20 protein-coding genes and 4 pseudogenes are annotated in these 24,960 nt (G+C 72.4%); 13 read left to right on the top strand and 11 right to left on the bottom strand.

Going from position 1 to position 24,960, the window contains the following annotated elements; all coding sequences use genetic code 11:
- Positions 1-129: 129 nt before the first annotated feature.
- Positions 130-858, bottom strand: a complete 729-nt coding sequence (locus OG440_RS02270) for a TetR/AcrR family transcriptional regulator (protein WP_406005117.1) — start codon at positions 856-858, stop codon at positions 130-132.
- Between the two features lie 89 nt (positions 859-947).
- On the opposite strand from OG440_RS02270, the gene OG440_RS02265 reads away from it, so the two are divergent.
- On the top strand, positions 948-1,808 hold the full coding sequence (locus OG440_RS02265; RefSeq protein WP_406005116.1) for an SDR family oxidoreductase: 861 nt from the start codon (positions 948-950) through the stop codon (positions 1,806-1,808).
- 759 nt (positions 1,809-2,567) lie between these two features.
- On the opposite strand, the gene OG440_RS02260 is transcribed toward OG440_RS02265, so the two are convergent.
- Positions 2,568-4,136 (bottom strand): amidohydrolase family protein, encoded by a 1,569-nt coding sequence (locus tag OG440_RS02260; RefSeq protein WP_406005115.1) that lies wholly within the window; start codon positions 4,134-4,136, stop codon positions 2,568-2,570.
- A gap of 363 nt (positions 4,137-4,499) precedes the next feature.
- On the opposite strand from OG440_RS02260, the pseudogene OG440_RS02255 reads away from it, so the two are divergent.
- Positions 4,500-4,695, top strand: a pseudogene (locus OG440_RS02255) (ATP-binding protein); the annotation flags it as partial.
- 364 nt (positions 4,696-5,059) lie between these two features.
- Here OG440_RS02255 and OG440_RS02250 read toward each other — a convergent pair.
- The 5 genes and pseudogenes from OG440_RS02250 to OG440_RS02230 all read right to left on the bottom strand — a co-directional run bounded on the left by OG440_RS02250 (position 5,060) and on the right by OG440_RS02230 (position 7,081).
- Entirely contained in the window at positions 5,060-5,359 is a 300-nt protein-coding gene (locus tag OG440_RS02250; protein WP_406005114.1) for a hypothetical protein, read from the bottom strand.
- Positions 5,356-6,105, bottom strand: a complete 750-nt coding sequence (locus tag OG440_RS02245) for a histidine phosphatase family protein (RefSeq protein WP_406011230.1) — start codon at positions 6,103-6,105, stop codon at positions 5,356-5,358. The genes OG440_RS02250 and OG440_RS02245 overlap by 4 nt, the downstream gene beginning before the upstream one ends.
- 113 nt (positions 6,106-6,218) lie before the next feature.
- Positions 6,219-6,479: pseudogene (locus OG440_RS02240) on the bottom strand (Gfo/Idh/MocA family oxidoreductase); the annotation flags it as partial.
- A gap of 46 nt (positions 6,480-6,525) precedes the next feature.
- Positions 6,526-6,696, bottom strand: a complete 171-nt coding sequence (locus OG440_RS02235; RefSeq protein ID WP_406005113.1) for a hypothetical protein — start codon at positions 6,694-6,696, stop codon at positions 6,526-6,528.
- Positions 6,689-7,081 carry an ester cyclase gene (locus tag OG440_RS02230; RefSeq protein ID WP_406005112.1) on the bottom strand — a complete coding sequence of 131 codons (393 nt, stop codon included), beginning with the start codon at positions 7,079-7,081 and terminating at the stop codon, positions 6,689-6,691. The genes OG440_RS02235 and OG440_RS02230 overlap by 8 nt, the downstream gene beginning before the upstream one ends.
- 2 nt (positions 7,082-7,083) lie before the next feature.
- Between OG440_RS02230 and OG440_RS02225 the strand changes: the two are divergent.
- Positions 7,084-7,635 (top strand): annotated as a pseudogene (locus OG440_RS02225) (oxidoreductase); the annotation flags it as partial.
- Positions 7,636-7,748: 113 nt separating this feature from the next.
- On the opposite strand, the gene OG440_RS02220 reads toward OG440_RS02225, so the two are convergent.
- A complete protein-coding gene (locus OG440_RS02220) occupies positions 7,749-7,940 on the bottom strand; it encodes a hypothetical protein (RefSeq protein ID WP_406005111.1) in 192 nt (63 codons plus the stop codon).
- Between the two features lie 38 nt (positions 7,941-7,978).
- Here OG440_RS02220 and OG440_RS02215 point away from each other — a divergent pair, with 38 nt between their 5' ends.
- From OG440_RS02215 to OG440_RS02195, 5 genes are all read left to right on the top strand, one after another.
- Positions 7,979-8,101, top strand: coding sequence for a hypothetical protein (locus OG440_RS02215; protein ID WP_406005110.1), 123 nt, complete (start codon positions 7,979-7,981; stop codon positions 8,099-8,101).
- A gap of 140 nt (positions 8,102-8,241) precedes the next feature.
- Positions 8,242-11,616: a pyruvate carboxylase gene (locus tag OG440_RS02210; protein ID WP_406011229.1), complete on the top strand. Its 3,375-nt coding sequence runs from the start codon at positions 8,242-8,244 to the stop codon at positions 11,614-11,616.
- A 254-nt stretch (positions 11,617-11,870) separates the two neighbouring features.
- The gene (locus tag OG440_RS02205; RefSeq protein ID WP_406005109.1) at positions 11,871-13,067 is read left to right on the top strand and encodes a peptidoglycan DD-metalloendopeptidase family protein; all 1,197 of its coding nucleotides are present in this window, start codon (positions 11,871-11,873) and stop codon (positions 13,065-13,067) included.
- Between the two features lie 91 nt (positions 13,068-13,158).
- Positions 13,159-13,620 carry a hypothetical protein gene (locus OG440_RS02200; protein ID WP_406005108.1) on the top strand — a complete coding sequence of 154 codons (462 nt, stop codon included), beginning with the start codon at positions 13,159-13,161 and terminating at the stop codon, positions 13,618-13,620.
- A 156-nt stretch (positions 13,621-13,776) separates the two neighbouring features.
- Positions 13,777-14,499, top strand: coding sequence for an FAD binding domain-containing protein (locus OG440_RS02195; protein WP_406005107.1), 723 nt, complete (start codon positions 13,777-13,779; stop codon positions 14,497-14,499).
- Positions 14,500-14,556: 57 nt separating this feature from the next.
- Here OG440_RS02195 and OG440_RS02190 read toward each other — a convergent pair.
- A pseudogene (locus tag OG440_RS02190) lies at positions 14,557-15,138 on the bottom strand (DUF6745 domain-containing protein); the annotation flags it as partial.
- A gap of 139 nt (positions 15,139-15,277) precedes the next feature.
- Between OG440_RS02190 and OG440_RS02185 the strand changes: the two are divergent.
- From OG440_RS02185 to OG440_RS02165, 5 genes are read left to right on the top strand one after another with little or no spacing between them, the layout of a single operon-like run.
- Complete coding sequence (locus tag OG440_RS02185; RefSeq protein WP_406005106.1) at positions 15,278-16,237, top strand: STM4015 family protein; 960 nt, start codon at positions 15,278-15,280, stop codon at positions 16,235-16,237.
- 11 nt (positions 16,238-16,248) lie between these two features.
- The gene (locus tag OG440_RS02180) at positions 16,249-17,409 is read left to right on the top strand and encodes an STM4014 family protein (RefSeq protein WP_406005105.1); all 1,161 of its coding nucleotides are present in this window, start codon (positions 16,249-16,251) and stop codon (positions 17,407-17,409) included.
- 25 nt (positions 17,410-17,434) lie between these two features.
- A complete protein-coding gene (locus tag OG440_RS02175; protein WP_406011228.1) occupies positions 17,435-18,262 on the top strand; it encodes an STM4013/SEN3800 family hydrolase in 828 nt (275 codons plus the stop codon).
- The gene (locus tag OG440_RS02170; protein ID WP_406005104.1) at positions 18,259-19,743 is read left to right on the top strand and encodes an STM4012 family radical SAM protein; all 1,485 of its coding nucleotides are present in this window, start codon (positions 18,259-18,261) and stop codon (positions 19,741-19,743) included. Before OG440_RS02175 ends, OG440_RS02170 begins: the two co-directional genes overlap by 4 nt.
- A 10-nt stretch (positions 19,744-19,753) precedes the next feature.
- Positions 19,754-20,761 (top strand): STM4011 family radical SAM protein, encoded by a 1,008-nt coding sequence (locus OG440_RS02165; RefSeq protein WP_406005103.1) that lies wholly within the window; start codon positions 19,754-19,756, stop codon positions 20,759-20,761.
- Here the strand turns inward: OG440_RS02165 and OG440_RS02160 are convergent.
- Together OG440_RS02160 and OG440_RS02155 are read right to left on the bottom strand one after the other, a co-directional pair.
- The gene (locus OG440_RS02160) at positions 20,742-22,769 is read right to left on the bottom strand and encodes a glycoside hydrolase (RefSeq protein WP_406005102.1); all 2,028 of its coding nucleotides are present in this window, start codon (positions 22,767-22,769) and stop codon (positions 20,742-20,744) included. The genes OG440_RS02165 and OG440_RS02160 overlap by 20 nt on opposite strands.
- A 115-nt stretch (positions 22,770-22,884) precedes the next feature.
- The gene (locus OG440_RS02155) at positions 22,885-24,930 is read right to left on the bottom strand and encodes a beta-galactosidase (protein ID WP_406005101.1); all 2,046 of its coding nucleotides are present in this window, start codon (positions 24,928-24,930) and stop codon (positions 22,885-22,887) included.
- Positions 24,931-24,960 lie beyond the last annotated feature (30 nt).

The raw sequence follows: 24,960 nt of genomic DNA, 5'->3' as shown, positions 1-24,960 counted from the left end.
CCCTCGAACACCGCGGTTGCGGCCGAGCGGTTCCGGCTGCCGGAGCGGCAGACGTCTTCCTCGTCCGGCCCGGCCGGCAGCCCTTGCGGGACGGACGCCCAGTCATGAGCGAGGCCGGCTGACGGAGGTTCAGGCCTGCGGCGCGCCGCCGTCCGCCGCCAGGCGGGTGAGCCACTCGCGCAGCAGTCGCTGCTCGGCCTCGCTCAGCACCTCGGCGTCGTCGGGAAGGGCGGCGCGCAGCGCCCGGGCCGCCGGGGCGGGGCCGGACTCCGCCATGGGGACTGTCGGTTCGGCGCGGGTGACGGCGGCGACCATGGACTCGCGAAGGATGGTCAGCAGCGCCGGATTGCGGCGTTCCACAGGGGCGGCGTGCCAGGTGGTGACCCCGCCCTGGCCGGTGGCCTGGATGATCTGGGCGGCCAGGTCCTCGTCGACGCGCAGCCATCCCGCGGCCGCCAGCCGGCGCACCCGGCCGCGGAGGATCTCCAGGCCCGCGCGGTGTGCCGCGTCCGTCCCCGAGCCGGTGGCCCTGTTCATCAGGGCGAAGAGTTCGGGGCGCGAGACTCCGAACTCCACCACCATGTCCCAGCCGCGGCGCAGCTCTTCCACCGGGTCATCGGGCGTGAGGTCGAGCTGCGCGTGCTTGCTCTCCAGAAACTGCGCGTAGCCGTGCTCGGCGACTGCCTCCAGCAGCCCCTTCTTGTCCCCGAAGTGGCGGTAGATGGCCGGTGGCTGCATCCCGGCCGCGGCGGCCACCGCGCGGGTGCTCACCGCGTCGGGGCCGCCGCTCTCCAGCAGCTCGACGGCCGCCTCGACGATGCGGTGGCGGGCGCTGTCGGGGGTGTCGCGGATCGGCATGTATCGATGATATCCGAGATTTGCTTCCACTGTTAGTTCCAGTGTTATCGTTGAATTGATTCCACTGGAACCATCGCTGAGGGACCCCCATGATCATCGTGACCGGAGCCACCGGAAAGCTCGGCCGCCGCACCGTCGAGCGCCTCCTGGAGCGGCTCCCCGCCGACCGCGTCGGCGTCAGTGTCCGCGACCCGCGCAAGGCCCGGGACCTCGCCGAGCGCGGCGTCCGCGTCCGGCAGGGCAGCTTCGACGACCCCGCCTCGCTCCTGCACGCCTTCGAGGGCGCCGAACAGCTGCTGCTCGTCTCCCTCGACCGCACGGGCGAGGAGTGCGTCGCCGGCCACCGTGCCGCGATCGACGCCGCCGTGAAGGCCGGAGCCGGCCGCATCCTGTACACCAGCCAGATGGGCGCCGCCCACGACTCCCGCTTCCAGGCATGCCGCGACCACGCCCGGACCGAGGACCTGCTGCGCGCCACCGGCCTGCCCTGGACCGCGTTGCGCAACGGCTTCTACGCCGCGAGCGCTCTGCAGTTCCTGGAGTCCGCCCGCCGCACCGGCGACATCGCCCTGCCCGCCGACGGCCCCGTCGCCTGGACCGATCACGACGATCTCGCCGAGGCCACCGCGGCGATCCTCACCGACGAGGGCCGCTTCGAGGGGCCCACCCCGCCGCTCACCGGCCCGGCGGCGCTGGACTTCGACGCCGTGGCCGAGACAGCGGCCAAGGCCACCGGGCGGCCCTTCACCCGCACCGTCGTCCCCGACGACGCCTTCCGCGAACAGGCCCTGGCGCACGGCGCTCCCGCCCCGATCGCCGACCTGATGCTGAGCATCTTCGCGGCGGCACGCAACGGCGAGTTCACCGCCGTCGACCCGACCCTGGCCGAACTGATCGGCCGGGAGCCCACCACCTTCCGCACCGTGCTGGAGCACACCTGGGCCGCGTAGACCCGGCGGCGCACGCACCCGCCGGCCCCGGCGGGATCCGGGCACGCGGCGTCGAGATGCGCATGCATACCATCGCCGGAAGCGGGCAGCAGCACGACTAGCTCGGAACAGCCCACCTCCCGGCCTCCCGAGCGTCTGTCGGCCCTACGCCCCTTCCCCCCGGGGCAGTAGGGCCGACCCAGACCCCGCCATCAACTCCCAGCCCCCCCGGCGCCATCGGCTTTAGAACGCCGGGCCGCGCCGCTCCGCCGCCGGGACTTCGCCCCGGCCCCGGCCATGGCCCCGGCCCCGGGAGGAAGAACACTCCCGCGCGGCGGTCAACGCGCGACGCGCACGGTCCACGACGGCCGCGCCGGTCGCTGACGCACCCGGCCGGCCGGGACCGGGCCGTCAGCGCGGCGGCTCGTCGAGCGGGGGACACCGACGGGGGAGAGGCGGGGCGGGCACGGTGCAGGCGTGCGGGGTTGGGCCACCGGCCCGAGGCGCCACGGGCGACACCGACGCCGGCTCACCACCAACTCCGATCCGACCAGCGTGACGTTCAGCGTCTCCCGGCTGCCCCACCCGGCGCAGAACCCGTCCGGGACGACCAGCCCGTCAGCCTGACCAGGGAGGCCGGCCCGTCCATGGAGGCCGGCCCCTCCGGGGGCGACCACGCCGTGCCACGACAAACGGTCCGGCGGCGTTGCGGCAGGTGCTGCGCGAGCCTCACAGCTGCGGTCGGTACCACGCGTCGGCGAGGCCGTCGCCGGCGGGCCGTCAGGGATGTCCGCCGCAGCCGCAGCCCGTCATCGTCGCCCCCTCCTGGGGCGGCGGGGTCTGTGCGGCGGCGTCTTCCACCGCCGCGAGCAGCAGTCGGCGTTCCTGCGGCGGGATCCACCTGCCGTCGACGACCACACCGTGGATACGGCGGGTGTTGCGGATGTCGCGCAGCGGGTCGGCGTCCAGGACGAGCAGATCGGCGGCCTGTCCGCGTGCCACGGTGCCGACGCCGGGCAGGCCGAGGGCGTGGGCCGCGTCCCCCGTGGCCGCGCGCAGGACCTCGGCCGGGGTGAGGCCTGCCGCCACGAGCAGCGCCAGCTCGTCGTGGAGCGCGAAGCCCGGGACGAGGTATCCCGTGCCGGTGTCGGTGCCCCCCGCCAGCCGCACACCCGCGCCGTGCAGCTCGCGCACCAGCCGGAGCCGATGCGCGAAGATCCGGCGGATCCGCCGGACCTGCTCGGGGGTGCGCCCGCCGGTCAGGGCCGCCAACTGGTCCGGCCAGCTCTCCACCTGCCAGGCGGGCAGGTACTTCCACTCCTCGGCCCGGGACGGAACGTCGTCGGGCAGTTCCAGCGTGCGGTGCACGCCGAGCGTGGGGACGACCGCTGTCCCGTCGGCCGCCAGCCTCCGGAAAAGGGCGTCCGCCCGGTCCCGGCCGTAGCCCTGCACCGCCCGCCATTCGAGGGGATGCACCTGTCGGAACCAGCTGTGGTAGCGGGACAGGCTGCTGGGGTCGCGCGGATCGATCCGTACGGCGGCCAGGCGACGCCGTATCTCCTTCTCGTGCCGTGAGGTCGCCAGGAGCAGCGCGTGCAGGTGCTCGATGGTGCGGTGGCCGGTGGCGCTCGCCTCCTCGATCCGTACGGTGTCGGGGCAGTGCCCGAGGTGGGGGATGCCCTGGCGCCGGGCCTCGTCCGCGACAGCGAAGTACTCCTCCCGGGAGAGACGGGAGTACACCTTGACGAAGTCCGCGCCCTCGCGCTTGACCCGCCGTACGGCGCGCCGGGCCTCGGCCACGTCGCGCACCTCGATGGTCGGGCCCACGTCGGCCGCCCACAGGGAGGGCGCGCCGTCGACGATGGGGCTGCCGACCACCCAGCGGGGGCCGAGCAGCGCACCCCTGCGGATCTTCTCGCGCCACTCGTGGTGGACCGGCAGGCCCCGCATCTCCCGGACCGTGGTGACCCCGGCGAGGGCGTACAGCGCCGGGATCACGGTCTCCGGGCCGTCGCTGTGGGTGTGCGCCTCGATCAGCCCGGGGATCAGGTACTTGCCGGTCAGGTCGACCGCACGGGTGCCGGGGCGCAGCCGTATGTGTGCGCTCGGGGCGAGTGCGGTGATGCGCCCGCCCTCCACGACGACCGTCATACCGGGGGCCGGAGGCGCTCCCGATCCGTCGATCACGGTGACGTGGGTCAATGCCAACGGGCCGGTGTCGATGCCTTTTCCGGCCCCCGCCCGGGCCGCGTGTGCAGTGCCGGCGGACGCCGTACTCGTCAGCGCCGTACTCGTCAGTGCCGTACCCGTCATGGCGGCGGCCCCGGCCAGAAACCCTCGTCGGGCCATGCCGCGATGTGCCCCAACTGTCGCTTCGGGCATGCTGTTTCCCCTCCTGCCTATGAAATCCGTCGGCCGTGTCCGCCCGACCTCCACGACTCTCGCGGACACCGGGCGACAGGACAGTGCGGCCAGACGGTGCGTATGGGGGTGTTGTTGGGACCACCAGGGCCCCGGCTCCGGGGAGGGCCCGCGTGCGAACCGACGCCGGCCGAAAGTGCGTGGCACGGATCCCACCTGCTGTTGAGGCGTAGCCGGTCTGCGTGCCGGTCGCGGTGACTACGATTCCCGCGTGCACGGCAGGCGCAGAGTGCCAAACTGAATGATCGCGGAGAGGGAGGCAACCGACGACCCCATGCACAGCGGTGACCTCACACCCTCGCCACGTCCGAACGGATCAAGAAGGGCCTGCCTCTCTGCCTCGTCGGCGCCCCCGGAACCGGCAAGTCCCACCTGCTGATCGCGCTCGGCCCCGAGGCGGCGACGGCCGGCCGGGTACCGGGTTGAGTACGTGGTGACGAAGCTGGCCCATCAGCTCGTCGAGGCCGCCGAGGAGAAGCAGCTGACCTAGGGCCTCGCCCGCTACGGCCGCGTCGACCTGCTCTGCATCGACCAACCCGTGCCAGATGCTGCCGAAGCTTCACGGCTGCGATGGTGTCGAGGATGCTTCCCAGTCGCTTCGATGTTCGCGCCACGTGGTCCTGAGGGCTTCGAGTTGGGTGCGGGGGAAGTGCTCACCCCACTTACGGCGGTATGCGCTCCCGCCGTATTCCCCCACGACCTCGTTGAAGCATCGGACCACTGCTCGGGCAACGACGTCGATGTTCTGCTGGGTGGACCAGATCTCGGTGCCCAGACGGAAGCGATCTGCTCCCGGAAGATGCGGCGGTTCTCCTCGAGCGGCAGCTGGCCCTCGGTGGTCGGCATGCCGCTCACGCCGCCCCGGTGGTCAGGTAGCGGCGCGCCGTGCGGCACAGGACATGGGCGCGCTCGAGAGCGGCGGTGTCGTCCGGCCGCAGCTGGAGGTGGGCGCGGTTAAGGTCCACCTGGTAGCGCGTCAGGTCCTCGGTGACGGCCGGGTCCTCGGTCTCCGCCAGGGCGGCGGACACCTCGGCGACGGCGGCGCGCAGGTCGCTCAGCGCAGCCTCGTAGGGCTTGTCGCCGTACAGGCCGCCGGACAGCGGCTGGACGTGGGAGAGCACGGGGTCGGTGGGAGGCTGCTGGTCGCTCATGCGGTTCCTTCCGCGAGGGTGAGGTCGGTGAGGTGGGCGGTCTGGCCCCAGTGCGCGAGCCGTAGGTGGTGTCCGTCGCCTCGCCAGTGCGTGACGGAGGCGTTGGGGGCCGGCGCCAGATCGTGGGGGACGGGTGCGCCGAGACCGGCGAGCACGTAGCGCAGGGCGATGACGACCGCGTCGTGCGCGACAACCAGAACGCGGCGCCCGGCGGCGGCCCTGGCCAGCTCGGAGGTGAAGTCCCGTACGCGCAGGGCGACGTCGGCGAGCGCCTCGCCGCCCGGCGGGCGGTACGACCACTCGCCCAGCAGCGCCCGGCGCACGGCCTCCTCAGAGGCCCGGGCCTTCAGCGCGCCCGCCGGGTGCAGCTCGAAGACGCCCATCTCACGGTCCCGCAGCCGCTCGTCGACCAGCACCGGCACATCAGCCGCCGCTACGGCCATCGCCTCCCAGGTCTGCCGGGCCCGCACATAGGGGGAGCAGACCACCAGGTCCGGCCCGGTGCCCGGAGCGTGGCCGGCGAGCCAGCCGGCCAGCGCACCAGCCTGGGCCTGCCCCAGTACGGACAGCGGGACGTCGCTGTCGCGCCCCGCCACCGGCAGGTCGGCCGAGCCGGTCCGCTCGGCCTCGGCGAAAGCGACATCGGCGGTGCTCTGCCCGTGCCGCACCGCCCACAGCGCTGCCACCGCGGACGGCGGCAACAGCGCCCCAGCGTGCCGGTCGTCCTGGCCCGGCACGGCGGCCATCGTGACTGACCCGGGTTCACCCTGCTCATCGCGGTGCGGTGCGGACATGGAACCTCCCGTCGGTTCATCCATGATCATGACTCGATCTTCCCTTCCCGGCCAGGGAGTTGCCGTCAGACCGTCGACTTTCGGATGAGCCGACCGCGCGGTCGTCGACCTCTTACCGGGCACTGCTGCTGGTGGTGGCGGACGGACCGGGGGCCGGGCCGTCCGACGAAGGTGCGCGTCGTCCCGGCGGCACGCACCATCTCCTCGGCCTCGCGCAGGTCGACGGCTAGCGGCCACTCGGAGAGCACCGGCACTCCCGCCTTCAGCGCGGGCAACACGAGTTCCCGATGCTGAGGCACCTTGACAGCGACAACAACGAGATCGACGTTCTCGTCGCCGGCGAGCTGCTCGACCGACGTGTACGCGGGTACGTCATACCGCCGCTCCCGCGGCCTGGGCCGAGGCTTCGGAGCTCGCCGCCAGCGCGCGAAGCTCGATCCCTTCGACGGCGCTCAGCGCGGGCAGGTGAGCCCCGGCCGCCCGGCCTCCTGTGGCGCTCAGGCCGACGATGCCGACACCGATCGGCTTACGGGGGTCAGGCACCGAGCTGCCGCCTCAGAGTCTCGGCGTCGTGCAGGGCCGTCATGTGCACGAACCGCCCGTCACGAACCTGATAGATGGCGTACTCGACGATCTCGAACGAGGCGCCGGTGGGAGCCACGCCGAGCCACTCCTCGGCGGGCGTGCCCGTGTTGGTCAGACGGGCGGCCAGGCGATCACCGTCGACCGCTATCTCCCGGGGCGCCCAGTGGAAGTCCGGGACCGCGTCGATGTCGCCGGTCAGCACGGCGATGACCTGATCCCGGGTGCCCGGCTCGCCGTTCAGGGTGGTCTCGTCGTTGATGAACTCGTCCATGCGGTGGAGCTCGTGGGCGTTGAGCGCCCCGATGTAGCGCAGGTAGAACTCGCGCAGGTCGGTGTCGGACATGAGGCATCAACCACCTCGGTCACTTCGCGCTCACCGGGCTGCTGATCGAGCACATGCTGCCGGTACCGGGCTCCCGCGTGGTGACGGTCAGCAGCCTCACCCACCGCGGGACCAGCATCGACTTCGACGACCTGCAGTGGGAACGCTCATACAGCCGCACGGCCGCCTACAGCCGGTCCAAGCTGGCGAACCTGATGTTCACCTACGAGTTGCAGCGCCGCCTGACCACCTCGGGCACCACCATCGCGGCCGCCGCCCACCCGGGCTTCGCCGACACCGAGCTGACGCGCAACTCGCCCGCGCCCATGTGCGCGATCAACAGCCTTCTCGCACCGGTCATGACACAGAAGCCTGCGATGGGTGCCCTGCCCACGCTGCGCGCCGCGACCGACCCCGACGTGATCGGCGGCCAGTACTACGGCCCTGGCGGATTCCAGCAGTACAAGGGCTACCCGAAGCCTGTCGAATCCAGCGAGCAATCCCACGACCCGGCCGCCCAGCGCCGCCTGTGGACCGTCTCGGAGGAACTGACCGGGGTCACGTTCCCCGTCTGAGCGGGCATCAGCGCCGGAGCCCATGTGACGGCGAGTTCTTCCAACGCCGTAGGCGCGCTCGGGGACCGGCGATGGACGGGCCGGGCGCCCTCCGCCATTGCATCAATGGCCCGTCACGGATCCGGCAGTCGGCCGTGGAAGGGAGAGACCTGACTCCCGCCGTCGACCTCGACGGTCTTGCGACGCGCCCGCCGGTCCTGCTCGTCTTCCACCAGGTCGGCAAGCGGACCGCGCTGACGCAGATGGAGCGGGTCGCCGAACTCACCCGCGAGCACTGGCAGGGCCAGTGGGCCGACGGCTTCCACCTCTACAACGACAAACAAGCTGACCGGCGGCCGGCGAGGTGGCCGGCTTCGGCGGCGGCGGAATCCACGGCTACCGCTCCCTCGAGGGCACGTTCCTCGGCGGCTGCCTGTTCTCCGGACGCCAGGCGGGACGGACGGCCGCGGCGGCGACGGCGACCTGACCGGCCGTCGAACGCCGTCGAATGTAGCCGGGCACGGTCCGATCGAGCGAGACATGCGCCGAGTGGCCCGACTCACATGGCCAACCAGGTCACACACCGACACGATGGTCCTCGTCACCGCCAGGCTGAAGGGGTCCCGGATGTTCCGCAAGGTGCTGGTCGCCAACCGTGGTGAGATCGCGATCCGTGCGTTTCGCGCCGGCTATGAGCTGGGCGCGCGCACGGTCGCGGTCTTCCCGTACGAGGACCGCAACTCACTCCACCGGCAGAAGGCCGACGAGGCCTACGAGATCGGCGAGCAGGGGCACCCGGTGCGCGCCTACCTCTCCGTCGAGGAGATCGTCGGCGCCGCGCGCCGGGCGGGCGCCGACGCCGTCTACCCGGGCTACGGGTTTCTCTCCGAGAACCCCGAACTCGCGCGTGCCTGCGCGGAGGCGGGCATCACGTTCGTCGGCCCCGACGCGCACATCCTCGAACTGACCGGGAACAAGGCGAGCGCGGTGGCGGCGGCCCGCGCGGCGGGCGTACCCGTACTCGGCTCGTCCGCGCCCTCCAACGACATCGACGAACTCGTCCGGGCCGCCGAGGAGATCGGCTTCCCCCTGTTCGTCAAGGCCGTCGCCGGCGGCGGCGGACGAGGCATGCGCCGCGTCGAGGACCCGGCCGTGCTGCGCGAGTCCATCGAGGCGGCCTCCCGCGAGGCCGCGTCCGCGTTCGGCGACCCGACCGTCTTCCTGGAGAAGGCAGTCGTCGACCCGCGCCACATCGAGGTGCAGATCCTCGCCGACGGCGAGGGCAACGTCATCCACCTCTTCGAACGCGACTGCTCGGTCCAGCGCCGTCACCAGAAGGTGATCGAGCTGGCCCCCGCGCCCAACCTCGACCCCGAACTGCGCGACCGGATCTGCGCCGACGCCGTCCGCTTCGCCCGGCAGATCGGCTACCGCAACGCCGGCACCGTCGAGTTCCTCCTCGACCCCGCGGGCAACCACGTCTTCATCGAGATGAACCCGCGCATCCAGGTCGAGCACACGGTGACCGAGGAGGTCACCGATGTCGACCTCGTCCAGGCCCAGCTGCGCATCGCCGCCGGCGAGACCCTGGCCGACCTCGGTCTGTCCCAGGACACGGTCTCCCTGCACGGCGCCGCCCTCCAGTGCCGGATCACCACCGAGGACCCCGCCAACGGCTTCCGCCCCGACACCGGCCGGATCAGCGCCTACCGCTCGCCCGGCGGCTCCGGCATCCGCCTGGACGGCGGCACCACCCACGCGGGCACGGAGATCAGCGCGCACTTCGACTCGATGCTGGTCAAACTGACCTGCCGGGGCCGGGACTTCGAGACCGCGATCAAGCGGGCCCGGCGCGCCGTGGCGGAGTTCCGGATCCGGGGTGTGTCCACCAACATCCCCTTCCTCCAGGCCGTCCTGGACGACCCGGACTTCCAGGGCGGACGCGTCACGACGTCGTTCATCGAACAGCGCCCGCACCTGCTCACCGCGCGCTCCTCGGCCGACCGCGGCACCAAGCTGCTGACCTACCTCGCCGACGTCACCGTCAACAAGCCGCACGGCGAGCGGCCCGAGCTGATCGACCCGGTCACCAAGCTGCCGCCGGTGCCCGACACCGAGCCGCCCGCCGGCTCCCGCCAGCGCCTGGTCCACCTCGGCCCCGAGGGCTTCGCCCGCTGGCTGCGCGAGTCCCCGACCATCGGCGTCACCGACACCACCTTCCGCGACGCCCACCAGTCCCTCCTCGCCACCCGGGTGCGCACCAAGGACCTCCTCGCCTCCGCACCCCTGGTCGCGCGCACCCTGCCGAACCTGCTCTCCCTGGAGTGCTGGGGCGGTGCCACCTACGACGTCGCCCTGCGCTTCCTCGCCGAGGACCCGTGGGAGCGGCTGGCGGCCCTGCGCGAGGCCGTCCCCAACATCTGCCTCCAGATGCTGCTGCGCGGCCGCAACACCGTCGGCTACACGCCCTACCCGACCGAGGTGACCGACGCCTTCGTCCAGGAGGCCGCCGCCACCGGCATCGACATCTTCCGCATCTTCGACGCGCTCAACGACGTCGGCCAGATGCGGCCCGCCATCGACGCCGTACGCGAGACGGGCACGGCCGTCGCCGAGGTCGCCCTCTGCTACACCTCCGACCTGTCCGACCCGAACGAGCGGCTCTACACCCTCGACTACTACCTCCGCCTGGCCGAGCAGATCGTCGACGCCGGCGCCCACGTCCTGGCCGTCAAGGACATGGCGGGCCTGCTGCGCGCCCCGGCCGCCGCGAAGCTCGTGTCGGCACTGCGCCGCGAGTTCGACCTCCCGGTCCACCTGCACACCCACGACACCGCGGGCGGCCAGCTCGCCACCTACCTGGCCGCGATCCAGGGCGGCGCGGACGCCGTCGACGGTGCCGTCGCCTCCATGGCGGGCACCACCTCGCAGCCCTCGCTGTCGGCGATCGTCGCCGCGACCGACCACTCCGAGCGGCCCACCGGCCTCGACCTCCAGGCCGTCGGCGACCTGGAGCCGTACTGGGAGGGCGTCCGCAAGATCTACGCCCCCTTCGAAGCGGGCCTGGCCTCCCCGACGGGACGCGTCTACCACCACGAGATCCCCGGCGGACAGCTCTCCAACCTGCGCACCCAGGCCGTCGCGCTCGGCCTCGGCGACCGCTTCGAGGACATCGAGGCGATGTACGCCGCCGCCGACCGCATCCTCGGCCACCTGGTGAAGGTCACCCCGTCCTCGAAGGTCGTCGGCGACCTCGCCCTGCACCTGGTCGGCGCCGGAGTGTCCCCGCAGGACTTCGAGGCGTCGCCCGACCGCTACGACATCCCCGACTCCGTCATCGGCTTCCTGCGCGGCGAACTCGGCACCCCGCCCGGCGGCTGGCCCGAGCCGTTCCGCAGCAAGGCGCTCCAGGGCCGCGCCGACGCCAAGCCCGTCCAGGAACTGACCCCCGAGGACCGCGAGGGCCTGGAGAAGACCCGCCGCACCACCCTCAACCGGCTGCTCTTCCCCGGCCCGACCCGCGACTTCGAGACCCACCGCCAGGCCTATGGCGACACCAGCGTCCTCGACAGCAAGGACTTCTTCTACGGTCTGCGGCCGAGCAAGGAGTACGCCGTCGACCTCGAGCCGGGCGTCCGGCTGCTGATCGAGCTCCAGGCCGTCGGTGAGGCCGACGAGCGCGGCCTGCGCACGGTCATGTCCTCCCTGAACGGCCAACTGCGGCCCATCCAGGTCCGGGACAAGGCGGCGGCCTCCGACGTACCGGTGACCGAGAAGGCCGACCGCGCCAACCCCGGGCATGTCGCCGCGCCGTTCGCGGGCGTGGTCACCCTCGCGGTCGCCGAGGGCGACCAGGTGGAGGCCGGCGCGACGATCGCCACCATCGAGGCGATGAAGATGGAGGCCACGATCACCGCACCGAAGGCGGGCACGGTGTCCCGGCTCGCCATCAACCGGATCCAGCAGGTGGAAGGCGGTGACCTGCTGGTCGAGGTGGGCTGAGCCGGAGCCGCCGGCGGTCACCCGCCGGCGGCGCTGCACCGGGCCACCTCACCATCGTCGTCCGCTTCCTCTTCCCTTTCGGCATCGTCTTCGGCCTCGGTTCCGCCTTCGGCTTCGTCATTCGGCGTTGCCCGTGGGGGCAGCAGGTCTGCCCTCGCGTCCGGTGACGTGGGTCCGGCCACCCGCTAACGTCCGTCCGTGAACAACTGCACTGTGTCGCAACGGCCGTTGACCCGTCGCCCGGAGCCCGCGGCGTGAGCGACGAGCCCACCGTCGAGACCCTTGCGCAGGAGGCCGTCCCCGCCTCGGAGGTCACCTCCCCGGAGACACCCGCGACGGACCCGCCGGCCCCGCACGCCCCCGCCCCCGACGCACCGGCCTCGGCAGCGCCCGTCCCGGACGCCCCCGCCCCGCGCCCCCGTCGGCGCGGCCCGGGCGCCTTCACCCTCCTGGTCCTGCCGAGCCTGGTCACCCTCACCACGGTCGCCGGGTTCCTCGCCCTGACCGGTGGTTTCCCCGACGACTGGAGCCCGGGGGAGAGTGCATCGCAGGACGCGGCCGGCGGCGTCAACGCGACCTACGGACCCTGGCTGCGCAAGTCCGCCGACGCCTGCACGGTCGTCACCCCGTCCGTCCTGGCCGCGCAGATCGACCAGCTCACCGGCTGGAGCAACGACAGCGCCACCACGTCCGGCGCGCGGGGCATCGCCGCGTTCACCACCGCCGACTGGAAGACCTGGGGCAAGGACGACGACGGCAACGGCCGCTCCTCACCGAACGATCCGGCCGACGCCATCATGGCGATCGGCCGCCAGGACTGCTCCCTGGCCCGGCAGGTCACCGGCCTCAGGACCGACGGTACGGTCAACGGGGAACTGGTCGACCTCACCCTCGCCGCCTACGCGGTCGGCACGGACGCCGTGACGAAGGCGGGCGGTGTCCCCGCCGCGGCGCAGACCTACCTCACCGAGGTCAAGGCGCTGTTCGGGAAGTACGAGGCCTTCGACCGGGAGGACACGAGCGGCGGTGGCATGCAGGCCGACGCGATCCTGGCACCGCCCGTCACCACCCTCACCATCACCTCCCCCTACGGTTCCCGCCAGCACCCCCTCACCGGCGTCACCAAACTCCACACCGGCGTGGACTTCGGCGCGCCCCAGGGCGCCCGCGTCTCCGCAGCCCGCGCGGGGACGGTCGTCTTCGCGGCGATGACCACGGCCTACGGCAACCGGATCGTCGTCGACCACGGCACGATCGAGGGCAAACGGCTCCAGACGACCTACAGCCACCTGTCCGCCATCGACGTCACCGCGGGACAGTCCGTGCAGACCGGGACCCCGCTCGGGCGGGTCGGCTCAACCGGCCTGTCCACCGGCCCCCACCTGCACTTCGAGGTGATCTACGACGGCTACTACGCCGACCCGGTGCCGTGGCTCGCGTCGACCGGCTGACCGCTCCACCCCGACGGGGAGGTCGTGCAGGCAAGGCGTCGGCGAGTTGCCGAGGGTGGGCACTCGGCTTCGGCGCTGCTTGAATGCTCCGGTGATCGAATCAGCGCTCGCCCTGGTAGTGGCCGGGCTGACGGCGTGGCTGTTTCGCCGGAAGGCGAAGCAACGTGCGGACCGTTCCGCTCGGGGAGAGGTGATCAGGGTTCCCTGCCTGCTCAGGCATCCCTCGCTCGGAAGCCGTTGGCTGCGGGGGCGGATGGTCATCGGGCCCACCACGATGGTCTGGGAGCCCCGCGCCAGGGCCGGTGCGGCCGTGTCACTTCCGGCGGGGTTGCGACAGGTCGGCGTGCGTTCACCGTCGTTGCGTGAAGCGGTGAAGATCAACGGTGGTTGCAGGATCGTCGAGTGCGCTTCCTCCGAAGGCGCCCTTCTTGTCGCCGTGATGCCGACCGAGCTGGATCACGTGCTCACAGCGCTGAGAAGAGACGAAGCCGAACAGACGGCGGGACATGGCACCGGGGCCCCGGGGGAGGCGAGCCGCCGCCCAGCGAAATGACATGTTGCGCAAGGTGCAGCCATGAGCCCTGTATGCGCCCCCGTGCGCCTGGGCAGAATCCGTTCTGCCATTGATCATGCGGGTGGGTGGACGCGGGGACACACGATGACACCGTGTCACTCACCACGAACTACCAGGGAAGGCGGGTCGGTTGTCGTGCAGTTGCGTCTTCCCTCCTCGATATCCGAAGCCCAGCGGTGTCTGGCCGAGGGAGCGGTGCCGGTAGGAGGCGCCACCCTCGTGTGGGCCGGCTGGCAGCGGGACGGCTTCCCCGAGCAGGCCGTGTCGCTGCGCAACGTGCCGGAGGCCCGCACGGTCGGACCCGAGGAACTAGGCGGGGCCGTGCTGCTGAGCAAGGTCGACGCGACGGTGCCCGAGGTCATGCACCGGGCGGCCTCCGGCGTGGGCACGGGCGCGGTCCGCCGGTCCGCCACGGTCGGCGGCAACATCGTCGGCAGCACCCTGCGCTGTCTGCTCCCCGCCGCCCTCGTCCTCGACGCCCGGGCCACCGTCCTGGAAGCCGACAGCGTCTACGAGACCGATCTGACCGAGCTGCTGGCGAAGCGTCACGTACTGCTCGCGCTGAGCTGGCGCGCCCCCCTGGTCAGCGGCTACCGCAAGCTGGAGGGCGAGGCGGGCGGTCCGCCGCCGCTCGTCGTCGCCGCCGCGGTGCACGCCGACGGCGACGGTCCTCGTGACCTGCGGGTGGCGGTACGCGACGGCTACGAGGTGCTCAGCGAGAGCACGCCGTACGACCCTGACCCCGAACAGGTCCTGCACGCCCTGGCGGGCACCGACCTGGGCGCCCTTCCCGCCACCGCCCGGGACGCGGTCCACGCCCAGATCACCGACGTACTGACCCGCGCCGCCGCAGGCTGAGGCCCGGCCCCAGGCCCCAGCCCCCGGGCGCTCCGGGTCCACGACAGGCGTTCCGGCTCAGGTCTCCCGCTCGGGCGCGTACCCGTCCGCCGTCAGTCCGAAGGCCCAGGCGACGCCCTCCCGTGCCGTGCGGGTCGCAGGCGGTACCCGCAGCCGGTAGGTGCGCCGCGTCCCGTCCAGCTCCGGGGTGGAGTCGAGGACCTCCACCATGACGACGGACTCGTCGTCCGGGAGGTCGATACGCCACAGGGTGCCCGTCTCGCCGCGGTGGACGTGACGCGCCCCGGAGTCCGCCGGATAGCGGTCGTAGCCGTAGTACTCCAGCATGACCCGGCGCAGTTCGGCGTTCTCCTCGGACCTGATCCGGTCCGGGGTGAGCGCCGGCAGCCCGGCGAGGAATCCGGCCGGGACCGCCATGCCGCGCCGGCCGTACAGGGCGAAGCCGTCGGGGTACGCCAGCGCCGGCCCTTCCCCGTGGTCGAGCCGGCCCACCTCCCCCCGGTGCAGGGCCACAGGACGCTCGCACACCACGGCCACCCGCGCGAACGGCCACCACCAGCCGGCGTGGCGACTCACCGCGGCCAGTCCCGCGAGCGGGCCCCGGTCGGTCGGGAACGCGGCGAGCCACGGCGCGTCGCGCTTCATGACGAAGACGGTACGGACCACCACTGACAACGCCCCCGAACCGAGGCCCCGCCGGTGGGGGTTGTCAGTGCCTGTTGGTAGAACTGCGGACACATCACGGACCGCGCGATCTTTTTCTCCGGGGAGCAGCCGCATGACCGTCACCGACCACCTCGAGGCGCTGTACCGGCTGCCCGCCCACACCTTCCCGGGTCCCGGCGGCAGCACGGACGACCTGCCGGACCCGGAGACCGTCGCCTGGCGCGTCACCAGCGACGTCTACGACGCCGACGAGGACTGGACGAAGGCCTTCGCCCGCTTCTGCTCCGCCGTCGACACCACCCGCGTGAGGGCCCTGATCGTCGGCGCCTGGCAGGAGGCGTACGACACGGACCCGTCCGACGTCGTCGAGGCGCTGGTGGCCGCCCGGGACCGCTTCCCCGCGCTGCGGGCGGTGTTCCTCGGCGACATGGTCGGGGAGGAGTGCGAGATCTCCTGGATCAACCAGACCGATGTCACCCCGGTCCTGGCCGCGTTCCCTGCGCTGGAGGAGCTCGGCGTGCGCGGCGGGTCCGGGCTGCGGTTCCCCGCCGTGAGCCACCGCGCGCTGCGCAGGCTCGTGATCGAGACGGGCGGACTGCCCGCCGACGTCGTGCGCGGGATCGGCGGCAGCGACCTGCCCCGGCTGGTCCACCTCGACCTGTGGCTCGGCACCCCCGAGTACGGCGGCGACAGCGAGGCCGCCGACCTGGAGCCGATCCTGTCCGGCGCCCGGCTGCCGAGCCTGCGGCACCTCGCCCTGCGCAACAGCGAGATGCAGGACGCCGTGGCCGCGGCCGTCGCGTCCGCGCCCGTGGTGGCGCGTCTGGAGGTGCTGGACCTCTCCATGGGCGTGCTGACCGACGAGGGCGCGGCCGCCCTGCTCGGCGGCCAGCCCCTCACCCACCTGAAAAAGCTCGACCTGCACTACCACTACCTGAGCGAGTCCCTCCAGGAGCGTGTCCGCCGGACCGTGGAGACCGCGGGCGTCGAGGTGGACCTCGACCGGGACGACGCCGAGGAGGACTCGGACGACGACGGCACGCCGTGGCGCTACGTCGCCGTCGGGGAGTGAGCACACCCCCCATGGGTCACCGTCCGTCCCCCCTCGACGAGTTCCGCCCGGAGCGCGCGCCCGCGCCTCGCCTGGCGGTGGTCGGCAACCCGGAGAACCGTCGGGTCGCCCTCTTCGAGGACGCGGTACGCGCGGCCGGCCTGCCGGCCCCGCGTATCGTGCCGTGGGCGGACGTACTGGGCGCCGGCGGTGCCGACTTCGACGCCGAGGAGATCGTCCGCCTGGACTCGCCCGGCGAGAACCCCGACGTCGACCGGCTGCTGCGCGGTGCCACCGATCCGACGCGGGTCGAGGGCTCGGGCCGCTGGTACACCCGCTTCACCACCGCGGTACGCAGCCTGCGCGGCGGCGTCCGCCTCGACGACCCGGACGAGCTCGCGGTGCTGTTCGACAAGCGGCTCTGCCACGGCGTCCTGGACGCGGCGGGCGTCCCGGTGCCCGCCTCACCCACCTCGGGCCCGCAGGGCGCGCCGGTACGCGGCTGGGACGACGTACGCGCGTCGATGCGCGAGCACCGGATGCCCCGGCTCTTCGTGAAGCCCGCGCACGGATCGTCCGCCTCGGGCGTCCTCGCCGTCGAGTCGGGCGGCGGCGGCCGGATCAGAGCCACCACCTCCGTGGAACTCGCCGCCGACGGAGGCCTGTACAACTCCCTCAGGGTGCGCCGCTACGAACGCGAGCAGGACATCGCGGCCATCGTCGACGCGCTCGCCCCGGACGGACTGCACGTCGAGCGCTGGCTGCCGAAGGCCGCCCAGGAGGGCCGAGTGGCCGATCTCAGGGTCGTCGTGGTGGCCGGTCGCGCCACCCACGCGGTCGTCCGCACCAGCCGCTCACCGCTGACCAACCTCCATCTCGGCGGCCGGCGGGGCGACCTGGACGCCGTCCGCGAGGCCGTCGGGGCTGCGGGCGCCCGCTGGACCGATCTGCTGGACGTGTGCGAGCGGGCCGCGGCCTGCTTCCCGCGCACCCTGTGCGTCGGTGTCGACCTGCTGCCGGCCGTCGGCTGGCGCAGGGCCGCGGTCGGCGAGGTGAACGCCTTCGGTGACCTGCTGCCCCGGCTCACCGGCCTGCCCGGCAGCGGTGCGGAGGGACTCGACACCTATGCGACCCAGGTGGCCGCCGTCCTGGGTGACATCGCCCGGTACAGAACAGGAACACCCCATGCCTGAGCCCGACATCGACGACGCGCCCGACATGAACGAGGTGGTGGGCAGCCACGATCTCCTTCTCGTCACCCTCGACACACTCCGCCACGACGTCGCGGCCGAGCTGGCGGCCGCGGGCCGCATCCCCCACCTGGCCCGCCACCTCCCCGGCGGCCGCTGGGAGGAGCGGCACGCGCCGGGCAGCTTCACCTACGCCTCCCACCAGGCGATCTTCGCGGGGTTCCTGCCGACCCCGGCCGCCCCCGGACCGCATCCGCGCCTGTTCGCGGCGAGCTTCGCGGGCAGCGAGACCACCGCGGGCGGGACCTACGTCTACGACACCCCCGACCTCGTCTCGGGCCTCGCCAAGGACGGCTACCACACGGTGTGCATCGGGGGAGTGGGCTTCTTCAACAAGCGGGGTCCACTGGGTTCGGTGCTGCCCGGCCTGTTCCACGAGTCCCACTGGGCACCGGAGTTCGGCGTCACCTCGCCTCAATCCTTCGAGAACCAGGTCGCCCACGCCGAGCGCGTCGTACGCGGGCTCCCGCACGACCAGCGGCTGTTCCTCTTCGTCAACGTGTCCGCCCTGCACCAGCCGAATTGGTTCCATCTGCCCGGCGCGACGCGTGAGGCCGGCGACAGCCGCGAGACGCACGCCGCCGCGCTGGAGTACGTGGACCGGCACATCGGGCGGCTGTTCGCCGCCGCGAGCAGCAGGCGCCGCTGCTTCGCGATCGTCTGCTCCGACCACGGCACCGCCTACGGCGACGACGGCTACACCGGCCACCGCCTCGGCCACGAGTCCGTGTGGACCGTGCCGTACGCCCACTTCTTCCTCGACCCCGCGACCCGTCCGACGGAGGCCGGCCGATGACCACCGCCGAGCCGACCACCGCCGAGCCGACCACCACCGAACCGGTCACCGCCGAGCCGACCACTGCCGAACCGGTCACCGCCGAGCGGGCGACTGCCGAACCGGCCACCGCCGAGCGGAGCAGCACCGAGTCGGCCACCGCCACCAGCCCGTACCAGCACTACGTCTACGCCTACCCGCACAAGACGGCCTACCGCGGGCTTCCCGACCGACCGTCCCTGAAGACCCTGTGGGAGGACGAGCCCAAGGACACGCTCTCCCTCTACCTGCACATCCCGTTCTGCGAGGTCCGCTGCGGTTTCTGCAACCTCTTCACCCGCATCGGCGCCCCCGACGGACTGACCGGCGCCTACCTGGACGCCCTGGAACGGCAGGCGACCGCCGTGCGGGAGGCGCTGGGGGAGACGGACGAGGTCCGCTTCGCCACGGCCGCCTTCGGCGGGGGCACCCCCACCTTCCTCACCGCCGCCGAGCTGGACCGGCTCTGCGACATCGCCGAGCACCGCATGGGCGCCGACCTCCGTGCCGTCCCGCTGTCGGTCGAGGCCTCGCCCGCCACGGCCACCGCCGACCGCCTCGCGGTCCTGGCCGACCGGGGCACCACCCGACTGAGCCTGGGCGTGCAGAGCTTCGTCGACTCCGAGGCCAGGGCCGCAGTACGCCCACAGCGCCGCGCCGAGGTCGAGGCGGCCCTCGCCCGCGTCCGCGACACCGTCGTCCCGGTCCTCAACATCGACCTCATCTACGGCATCGACGGCCAGACCGAGCGGACCTGGCGGCACTCGCTGGACGCGGCCCTGGCCTGGCGGCCCGAGGAGCTGTACCTCTACCCGCTCTACGTCCGTCCCCTGACCGGCCTCGACCGCCGCGGCGCCGGTCCGGGAGCGGCATCGGGCTCCGACCCGGCCTGGGACGAGCAGCGCCTGCGGCTGTACCGCGCGGGTCGCGACCACCTCCTCGCACACGGCTACACCCAGCAGTCCATGCGCATGTTCCGCCGCACCGACGCCCCGCCACAGGGCACGGACGACTACGCCTGCCAGACCGACGGCATGATCGGCCTCGGCTGCGGCGCCCGCTCCTACACGGCCGGCCTGCACTACTCCTTCGACTACGCCGTCGGCATGCACCGGATCCGGGGCATCATCGACGACTACGTCGCCACCGGCGCCGCCGACTTCGCCCACGCCGAGGTGGGTCACCGTATGAACCCCGAGGAGGCGCGCCGTCGCCACCTGCTCCAATCGCTTCTCCAGGCCGAGGGCCTGCGCCTGGACGACTACCGGGCCCGCTTCGGCGGCGCGCCCGCCGACGACTTCGGCCCGGAACTCGCACGCTTCGCCGACCGTGGCTGGCTGACCGACACGGACCCGACGGCCCTCAGGCTCACCCCCGAAGGCCTCGCGCACTCCGACGCCATCGGCCCCGAGCTGTTCTCCCCGGCCGTGCGGGCCGCGATGACCGCCTACGAGCGGAAGTGAACCGGCCGCCATGGACCTGACCCTGCTCTACCGCGGCCCGCTCGCCTCCTGCGACTACGACTGCCCCTACTGTCCGTTCGCCAAGCGGCGCGACAGCACGGAGCAACTGCGCGCCGACCGGGCCGCCCTCGAACGGTTCGCGCGGTGGGCCGCGGCCCGCACCGACGACCGGCTCTCGCTCCTGTTCACGCCCTGGGGAGAGGGCCTGGTCCGCTCCTGGTACCGGCGCACCCTCGCCGACCTGTCCCACCTCCCGCACATCCGCCGGGTAGCCATCCAGACCAATCTCGGCTGCCGCACCGACTGGCTCGCGGGGGCCGACCCCGACACGCTGGCCCTGTGGTGCACGTACCACCCGGGCCAGACGCCGTACGACCGCTTCCTGGCCAAGTGCCGCGAACTGGTGGAGCGGGGCATCCGGTTCAGCGTCGGCGTCGTCGGACTGCCCGAGCACCTCGACGCCGCCCGCCGGCTGCGCGCCGACCTGCCCGCGCACGTCTATCTGTGGATCAACGCCGCCGAGGGCCACACCTACGAGGACGCCGAGGCGGACCGCTGGACCGCCCTCGACCCGCTCTTCCCGTACAGCCGTCACCCGCACACCAGCGCCGGGCTCCCGTGTCGGACCGGCGACTCGGTGATCTCGGTCGACGGCGAGGGCACCGTCCGGCGCTGCCACTTCGTCCGCGCCGAACTCGGCAACCTCTACGACGGTTCGTACCGTGCCGCCCTGCGTCCCCGGCCCTGCCCGCTCGCCGTCTGCGACTGCCACATCGGCTATGTCCACCTGGAGACGCTGCCGCTGTACGACGTCTTCGCGGGCGGGGTCCTGGAGCGGATCCCGGCGACCGTCCCCGCACAGCACTCCGCCCGCATCGCGACGATCGCGATGCGGGCGGAGACCCCGGATCCACAGAACCGACCGGACCGAGAGCGGCCGGCAGGACCGGCACCACTGAAGGGACCGGCGGGTTCGACGGGATCCGGACCGACCGGGGTCACGGGGTCACGTCGGTGACCCTCCAGCGCTGGTTGGTGCCGGAGTTGGCCTGCCAGGTCGTGACGGCGGCGCCCTCGTTGGTCGCCTGGCCGCCGACCTCGAGGAGGCGTCCGGTGGCCACATTGACCAGGGTCCACGTCCCGTCGCCGGTGGTCGACATGATCCACTCGGTGGCCGGGTCACGCTCGCCGGTGTCGGGTTCGACCACCGGCACGTTGTCGCGGACGGCGAGGCGCTCGCCCTCGGCCGGGTTGGCGAAGACGTAGTGCTGGCGGGCGCCGGTCTTGCCGTACCGGGCGTCCAGCTGCCAGTTCTGCGCGGTGGTGCCGTTCGCCGTGCCGATGACCAGGTTGGTGCCGTTGGCCCCGACGGTCACCGCCTTGCCGCTCTGCACGCCGGTCAGCGTGTAGGAGTGGCCCTTGCTGAACAGACCCGCGTCCTTCGCGACGCCGGAGACACCCTTGACGGCGAACGAGGTCACGGACTGGGCGGGGACGGTGTAGGTGGCCTTGCCGTCGACGACCTTGACCGGGGCCTGCTGCTTCAGCTTGCCGTCGGCGCTGGTCACCGTCGGGGTGACGGTCGCGTTGCCCTTGACGGTGCGGAACTTCGACAGGTCGAGGGTGACCGTGCGGGCCGCGGTGGTGCTGTTGACGTGGACGACCGAGGCGCCCTTGCCGTCCTGGGTCACGGCGGCGGCGCTGGAGGTGTCGTCCACCTTGATCAGCTTGTCGCCGGGCTTGATGAAGTGCGTGAAGTTCCTGGCCGTGTCGAACTTGGTGTTGGTGTAGATCGGGCAGGACTGGAGGGTGTCGGCGCTCGTGCAGCTGAACGGGAGCTGGATGGAGCCCCAGTTGCCGCCCTTCGCGGACTCGCCGCCCGGCTTCATGTTGTCGTAGTCCTCGACCGGCTGCCAGAACACCCAGGCGGTGGGCTCCAGTTCACGCAGGTCGTTCACCATCTGCTGGGCCAGCCCCAGGCCCGGACGCATGTCCGTGAAGCTCTGCCCGTCGCCCCAGTCGCCCTCGACCTCGCTCATCCACAGCGGCTTGTCGGCGGCCTTGGCGAGATCACGCACGGTGGTGCGCTGCCCGGTGCCGTAGGTGTGGACGTTCATCTGGTCGACGAGGTCCTTGGAGTCCTGCGAGTAGGAGTTCCAGTTCGTCGCGAAGATGGACGGATTGGTCTCGTCCATCGCCGATATCTGTGCCTTGGTCTTCGCCTTCTTCAGCGCGGGCGCCAGCGCGGCGAGCACCTTCTGCTGGAGCTCGGGGCCGATGTGGGCGCCCTCCTGGCGGCCGCCGACCGGCCGGCCGTCGGCGCCCAGACGCGTGCCCCAGTAACCGGTGTTGGGCTCGTTGAACGGGTCGACGGTGTCGACCTTGATGCCCTCGGCCTTCTCCAGCCGCTTCGTCGCACCCGCCACGTAGGCGGCGAAGTCGTCGACGGAGTCGGTCTTGAGCTGGTCGGTGTTGGCGTTGAAGCCGCCGGACACGTACCCGCTCTCCGTCATGAACCACGGAGGGGAGTTGCTGAACGTCTCCCAGTGGGTGATGTCCTTCTTGATGCGGTCCACCCACCAGCGCTGGGTGGCGTCGGCGTCCTTGTTCCAGTCGGCCGGGTCGTCCGCGCTCCACCAGTCGGTGTCCTCGCGGGTGGTGCCCTCGGGCGCCTTCCACCAGCCCTCGACGGCGCCGCTGGCCCGCAGGTAGTCCGTGACGTCCGGGGCGTTGCCGCCGCCGATGTTGTACCGGGCGATGTTCAGCGCGAGGCCGTCGTCGCCGAAGAGCAGCTTGGCGAGCTTCTCGCGGATCGCCGGGGGGTAGTCCCCGGTGGCGTTGGCGAACCAGACCAGACTGGTTCCCCAGCCCTCGAACTTCTGCTGCTGGTAGGACGGATCCGGCGTCACGGTGACGGCGGCCTCGGCGTGCGCCTGCACGGGGACGCTGAGGAGCGCGGCCCCGGTGGCCAGCGCGGTGAGTGCGGCGGCCCCGAGGTTCCGTCTGCTGCGGGTACGGCGTGCCATCTGTGCTCCCAACTGCGGTGCGGTCGCTGTGGTGGGCCCCTCCTGTCGCGCGGACAGGAGGGGATGGCCCTCGGCACGGGTGCCGTGCCGAGGAGTCGTGAGGGGGTGCGTGACGTCAGTCGCCCGGCTGGCGCAGTACGGCGACCTCCCGCGGCCCGAGGACGAGGGCGCCCTCGGTGCCGTCGGAGCCGACCAGCACCTCTCCGGTCAGCCCGGTCACCGGCACCGTGTCGTCGGTGCGGTTGACCAGGAACAGGAAGCGTCCTTCGGCGCCGCGGCGGACCGTCAGCTCGACCGACCCCCGGACGTCCGCCGGGAGTTCGCTGCCGACGCCGGCCGGCTCCAGCAGCCGCGGCAGCAGCGAGGTCAGCCCGTCGACGCCGAGCCGGGTGGAGACGTAGGAGGCCGAACCGCCGCCGGCCCGGCGCCGGGTGACGGCGGGGCGTCCGGCGTGCACACCGGTGCGGTAGTGCGCCAGCACCTCGGTGTCGCCGTCGGTGAGGGTGATCCGGTCCGTCCACAGGCTGCCCGAGGTGGCGTCGTCCAGTTCCACGGACTCCCCGGCGAGCAGCGGCCCGAACTCCTCGATGCGGATGCCGAGCAGGTCGCGCAGGGCGCCAGGGTAGCCGCCGAGCCAGACGTGGTCGTTCTCGTCGACGATCCCGGAGAAGTACGTGGTGACGAGGTGGCCGCCCTGTTCCGCGTAGCGGGTGAGGTCCTTGGCCAGTTCGGCCGGCACCACGTGCAGCACGGGCGCGATCAGCACCTGGTGCCGGGAGAGGTCGGCGCGGGTGGTGACGAGGTCGGCGCGCACGCCGAGCGCGAGCAGTGCCGAGTACCAGTCGAGCGCCTCCTGCCGGTAGTCCAGCAGCGCGGTGGGGTGGGAGTCCTGCTCACTGGCCCACCACGACTCCCAGTCGTAGAGGATGCCGACGGCCGCCGGCTCCCGCTCCGAACCCGCCACCGGGGCCAGGGCCTTCAGCGTGGCGCCGAGGGCGGCCACCGCGCGGAACAGGTCGCTGTCCTCGCCGGCGTGCGGGACCATCGCCGAGTGGTACTTCTCGGCGCCGGCCGCCGACTGCCGCCACTGGAAGAAGCACACCGCGTCCGCGCCGTGCGCCACGTGCAGCAGCGAGTCGCGGGCCAGGTCGCCGGGCCGCTTCGCCACGTTCACGGGCTGCCAGTTGACGGCGCTGGTGGAGTGCTCCATCAGGAACCAGGGCTTGCCGGCCGCGATGCCGCTGGTGAGGTTCGCGGAGAAGGACAGCTCGTCGCGGTCCTGCGGGCCGGGGTGGACGTAGTGGTCGTTGGAGACGAAGTCGATCTCGCCGGCCCAGTCCGGGTAGTTCATGCCCTTGGTGTTGCCCATCACCATGAAGTTCGTGGTGACCGGGAGGTCGGGCGTGATCTCCTTGAGGATCTCGCGTTCGGCGATCAGGTGGTCCTTCAGCGCGTCCGAGGAGAACCGCTTGAAGTCCAGCTGCTGGGTCGGGTTGGGGTGCGAGGCGGCGAGCCGCGGCGGCAGGATCTGCTCCCAGTCGCTGTAGCGCTGCGACCAGAACGCGGTGCCCCAGGCGTGGTTGAGGGCGTCGAGCGAGCCGTAGCGGGCGCGCAGCCAGACCCGGAAGGCGCGGGCGGCGTCGTCCGAGTAGTCGTAGAGGTTGTGGCAGCCCAGCTCGTTGGAGACGTGCCAGGCGACGAGCGCCGGGTGGTCCCGGTAGCGGTCGGCGATCTTCCGGACCAGCCGCAGGGCGTGTTCACGGAAGACGGGGGAGGTGGGCCGCCAGTGCTGGCGGGCGCCCGGCCAGAGGGTCTCGCCGTTCGCCGTGACCGGCAGGATCTCCGGGTGGGCCGTGGTCAGCCACGGCGGCGGGGAGGCGGTGGCGGTGGCCAGGTCGACGCCGATCCCGCCCGCGTGCAGCAGGTCCATGACCTCGTCGAGCCAGCCGAAGTCCCAGGTGTCCGGGCCCGGCTGGATCCGGGCCCAGGAGAAGATCCCCACGGAGACGACGGTGACGCCGGCCTCCCGCATCAGCCGCACGTCCTCCTCCCACACGTCCCGGGGCCACTGCTCGGGGTTGTAGTCGGCGCCGTACGCCAGACGCGGAGCGGGGTCACCGTCCGCCCCGCGCAGCATGCGGGACTGGAGGGTGGAGATCATGGCGGTCCTTCCGAAGGTGATGCACGGGGG

The organism is Streptomyces sp. NBC_00637 (assembly GCF_045161545.1).
Lineage (GTDB): Bacteria > Actinomycetota > Actinomycetes > Streptomycetales > Streptomycetaceae > Streptomyces.
The sequence above is the reverse complement of the archived record's forward strand: the minus strand, read 5'-3'. Positions and strand labels throughout refer to the sequence as shown.

Bases quoted from the DNA above. Each gene is read 5' to 3' on its own strand.
- OG440_RS02270 (WP_406005117.1), bottom strand. From the start codon at position 858: ATGCCGATCCGCGACACCCCCGACAGCGCCCGCCACCGCATCGTCGAG.
- OG440_RS02265 (WP_406005116.1), top strand. From the start codon at position 948: ATGATCATCGTGACCGGAGCCACCGGAAAGCTCGGCCGCCGCACCGTC.
- OG440_RS02250 (WP_406005114.1), bottom strand. From the start codon at position 5,359: ATGAGCGACCAGCAGCCTCCCACCGACCCCGTGCTCTCCCACGTCCAG.
- OG440_RS02180 (WP_406005105.1), top strand. From the start codon at position 16,249: ATGGGTCACCGTCCGTCCCCCCTCGACGAGTTCCGCCCGGAGCGCGCG.
- OG440_RS02210 (WP_406011229.1), top strand. From the start codon at position 8,242: ATGTTCCGCAAGGTGCTGGTCGCCAACCGTGGTGAGATCGCGATCCGT.
- OG440_RS02185 (WP_406005106.1), top strand. From the start codon at position 15,278: ATGACCGTCACCGACCACCTCGAGGCGCTGTACCGGCTGCCCGCCCAC.
- OG440_RS02160 (WP_406005102.1), bottom strand. From the start codon at position 22,769: ATGGCACGCCGTACCCGCAGCAGACGGAACCTCGGGGCCGCCGCACTC.
- OG440_RS02165 (WP_406005103.1), top strand. From the start codon at position 19,754: ATGGACCTGACCCTGCTCTACCGCGGCCCGCTCGCCTCCTGCGACTAC.
- OG440_RS02175 (WP_406011228.1), top strand. From the start codon at position 17,435: ATGAACGAGGTGGTGGGCAGCCACGATCTCCTTCTCGTCACCCTCGAC.
- OG440_RS02245 (WP_406011230.1), bottom strand. From the start codon at position 6,105: ATGGCCGCCGTGCCGGGCCAGGACGACCGGCACGCTGGGGCGCTGTTG.
- OG440_RS02230 (WP_406005112.1), bottom strand. From the start codon at position 7,081: ATGTCCGACACCGACCTGCGCGAGTTCTACCTGCGCTACATCGGGGCG.
- OG440_RS02170 (WP_406005104.1), top strand. From the start codon at position 18,259: ATGACCACCGCCGAGCCGACCACCGCCGAGCCGACCACCACCGAACCG.
- OG440_RS02260 (WP_406005115.1), bottom strand. From the start codon at position 4,136: ATGGCCCGACGAGGGTTTCTGGCCGGGGCCGCCGCCATGACGGGTACG.
- OG440_RS02155 (WP_406005101.1), bottom strand. From the start codon at position 24,930: ATGATCTCCACCCTCCAGTCCCGCATGCTGCGCGGGGCGGACGGTGAC.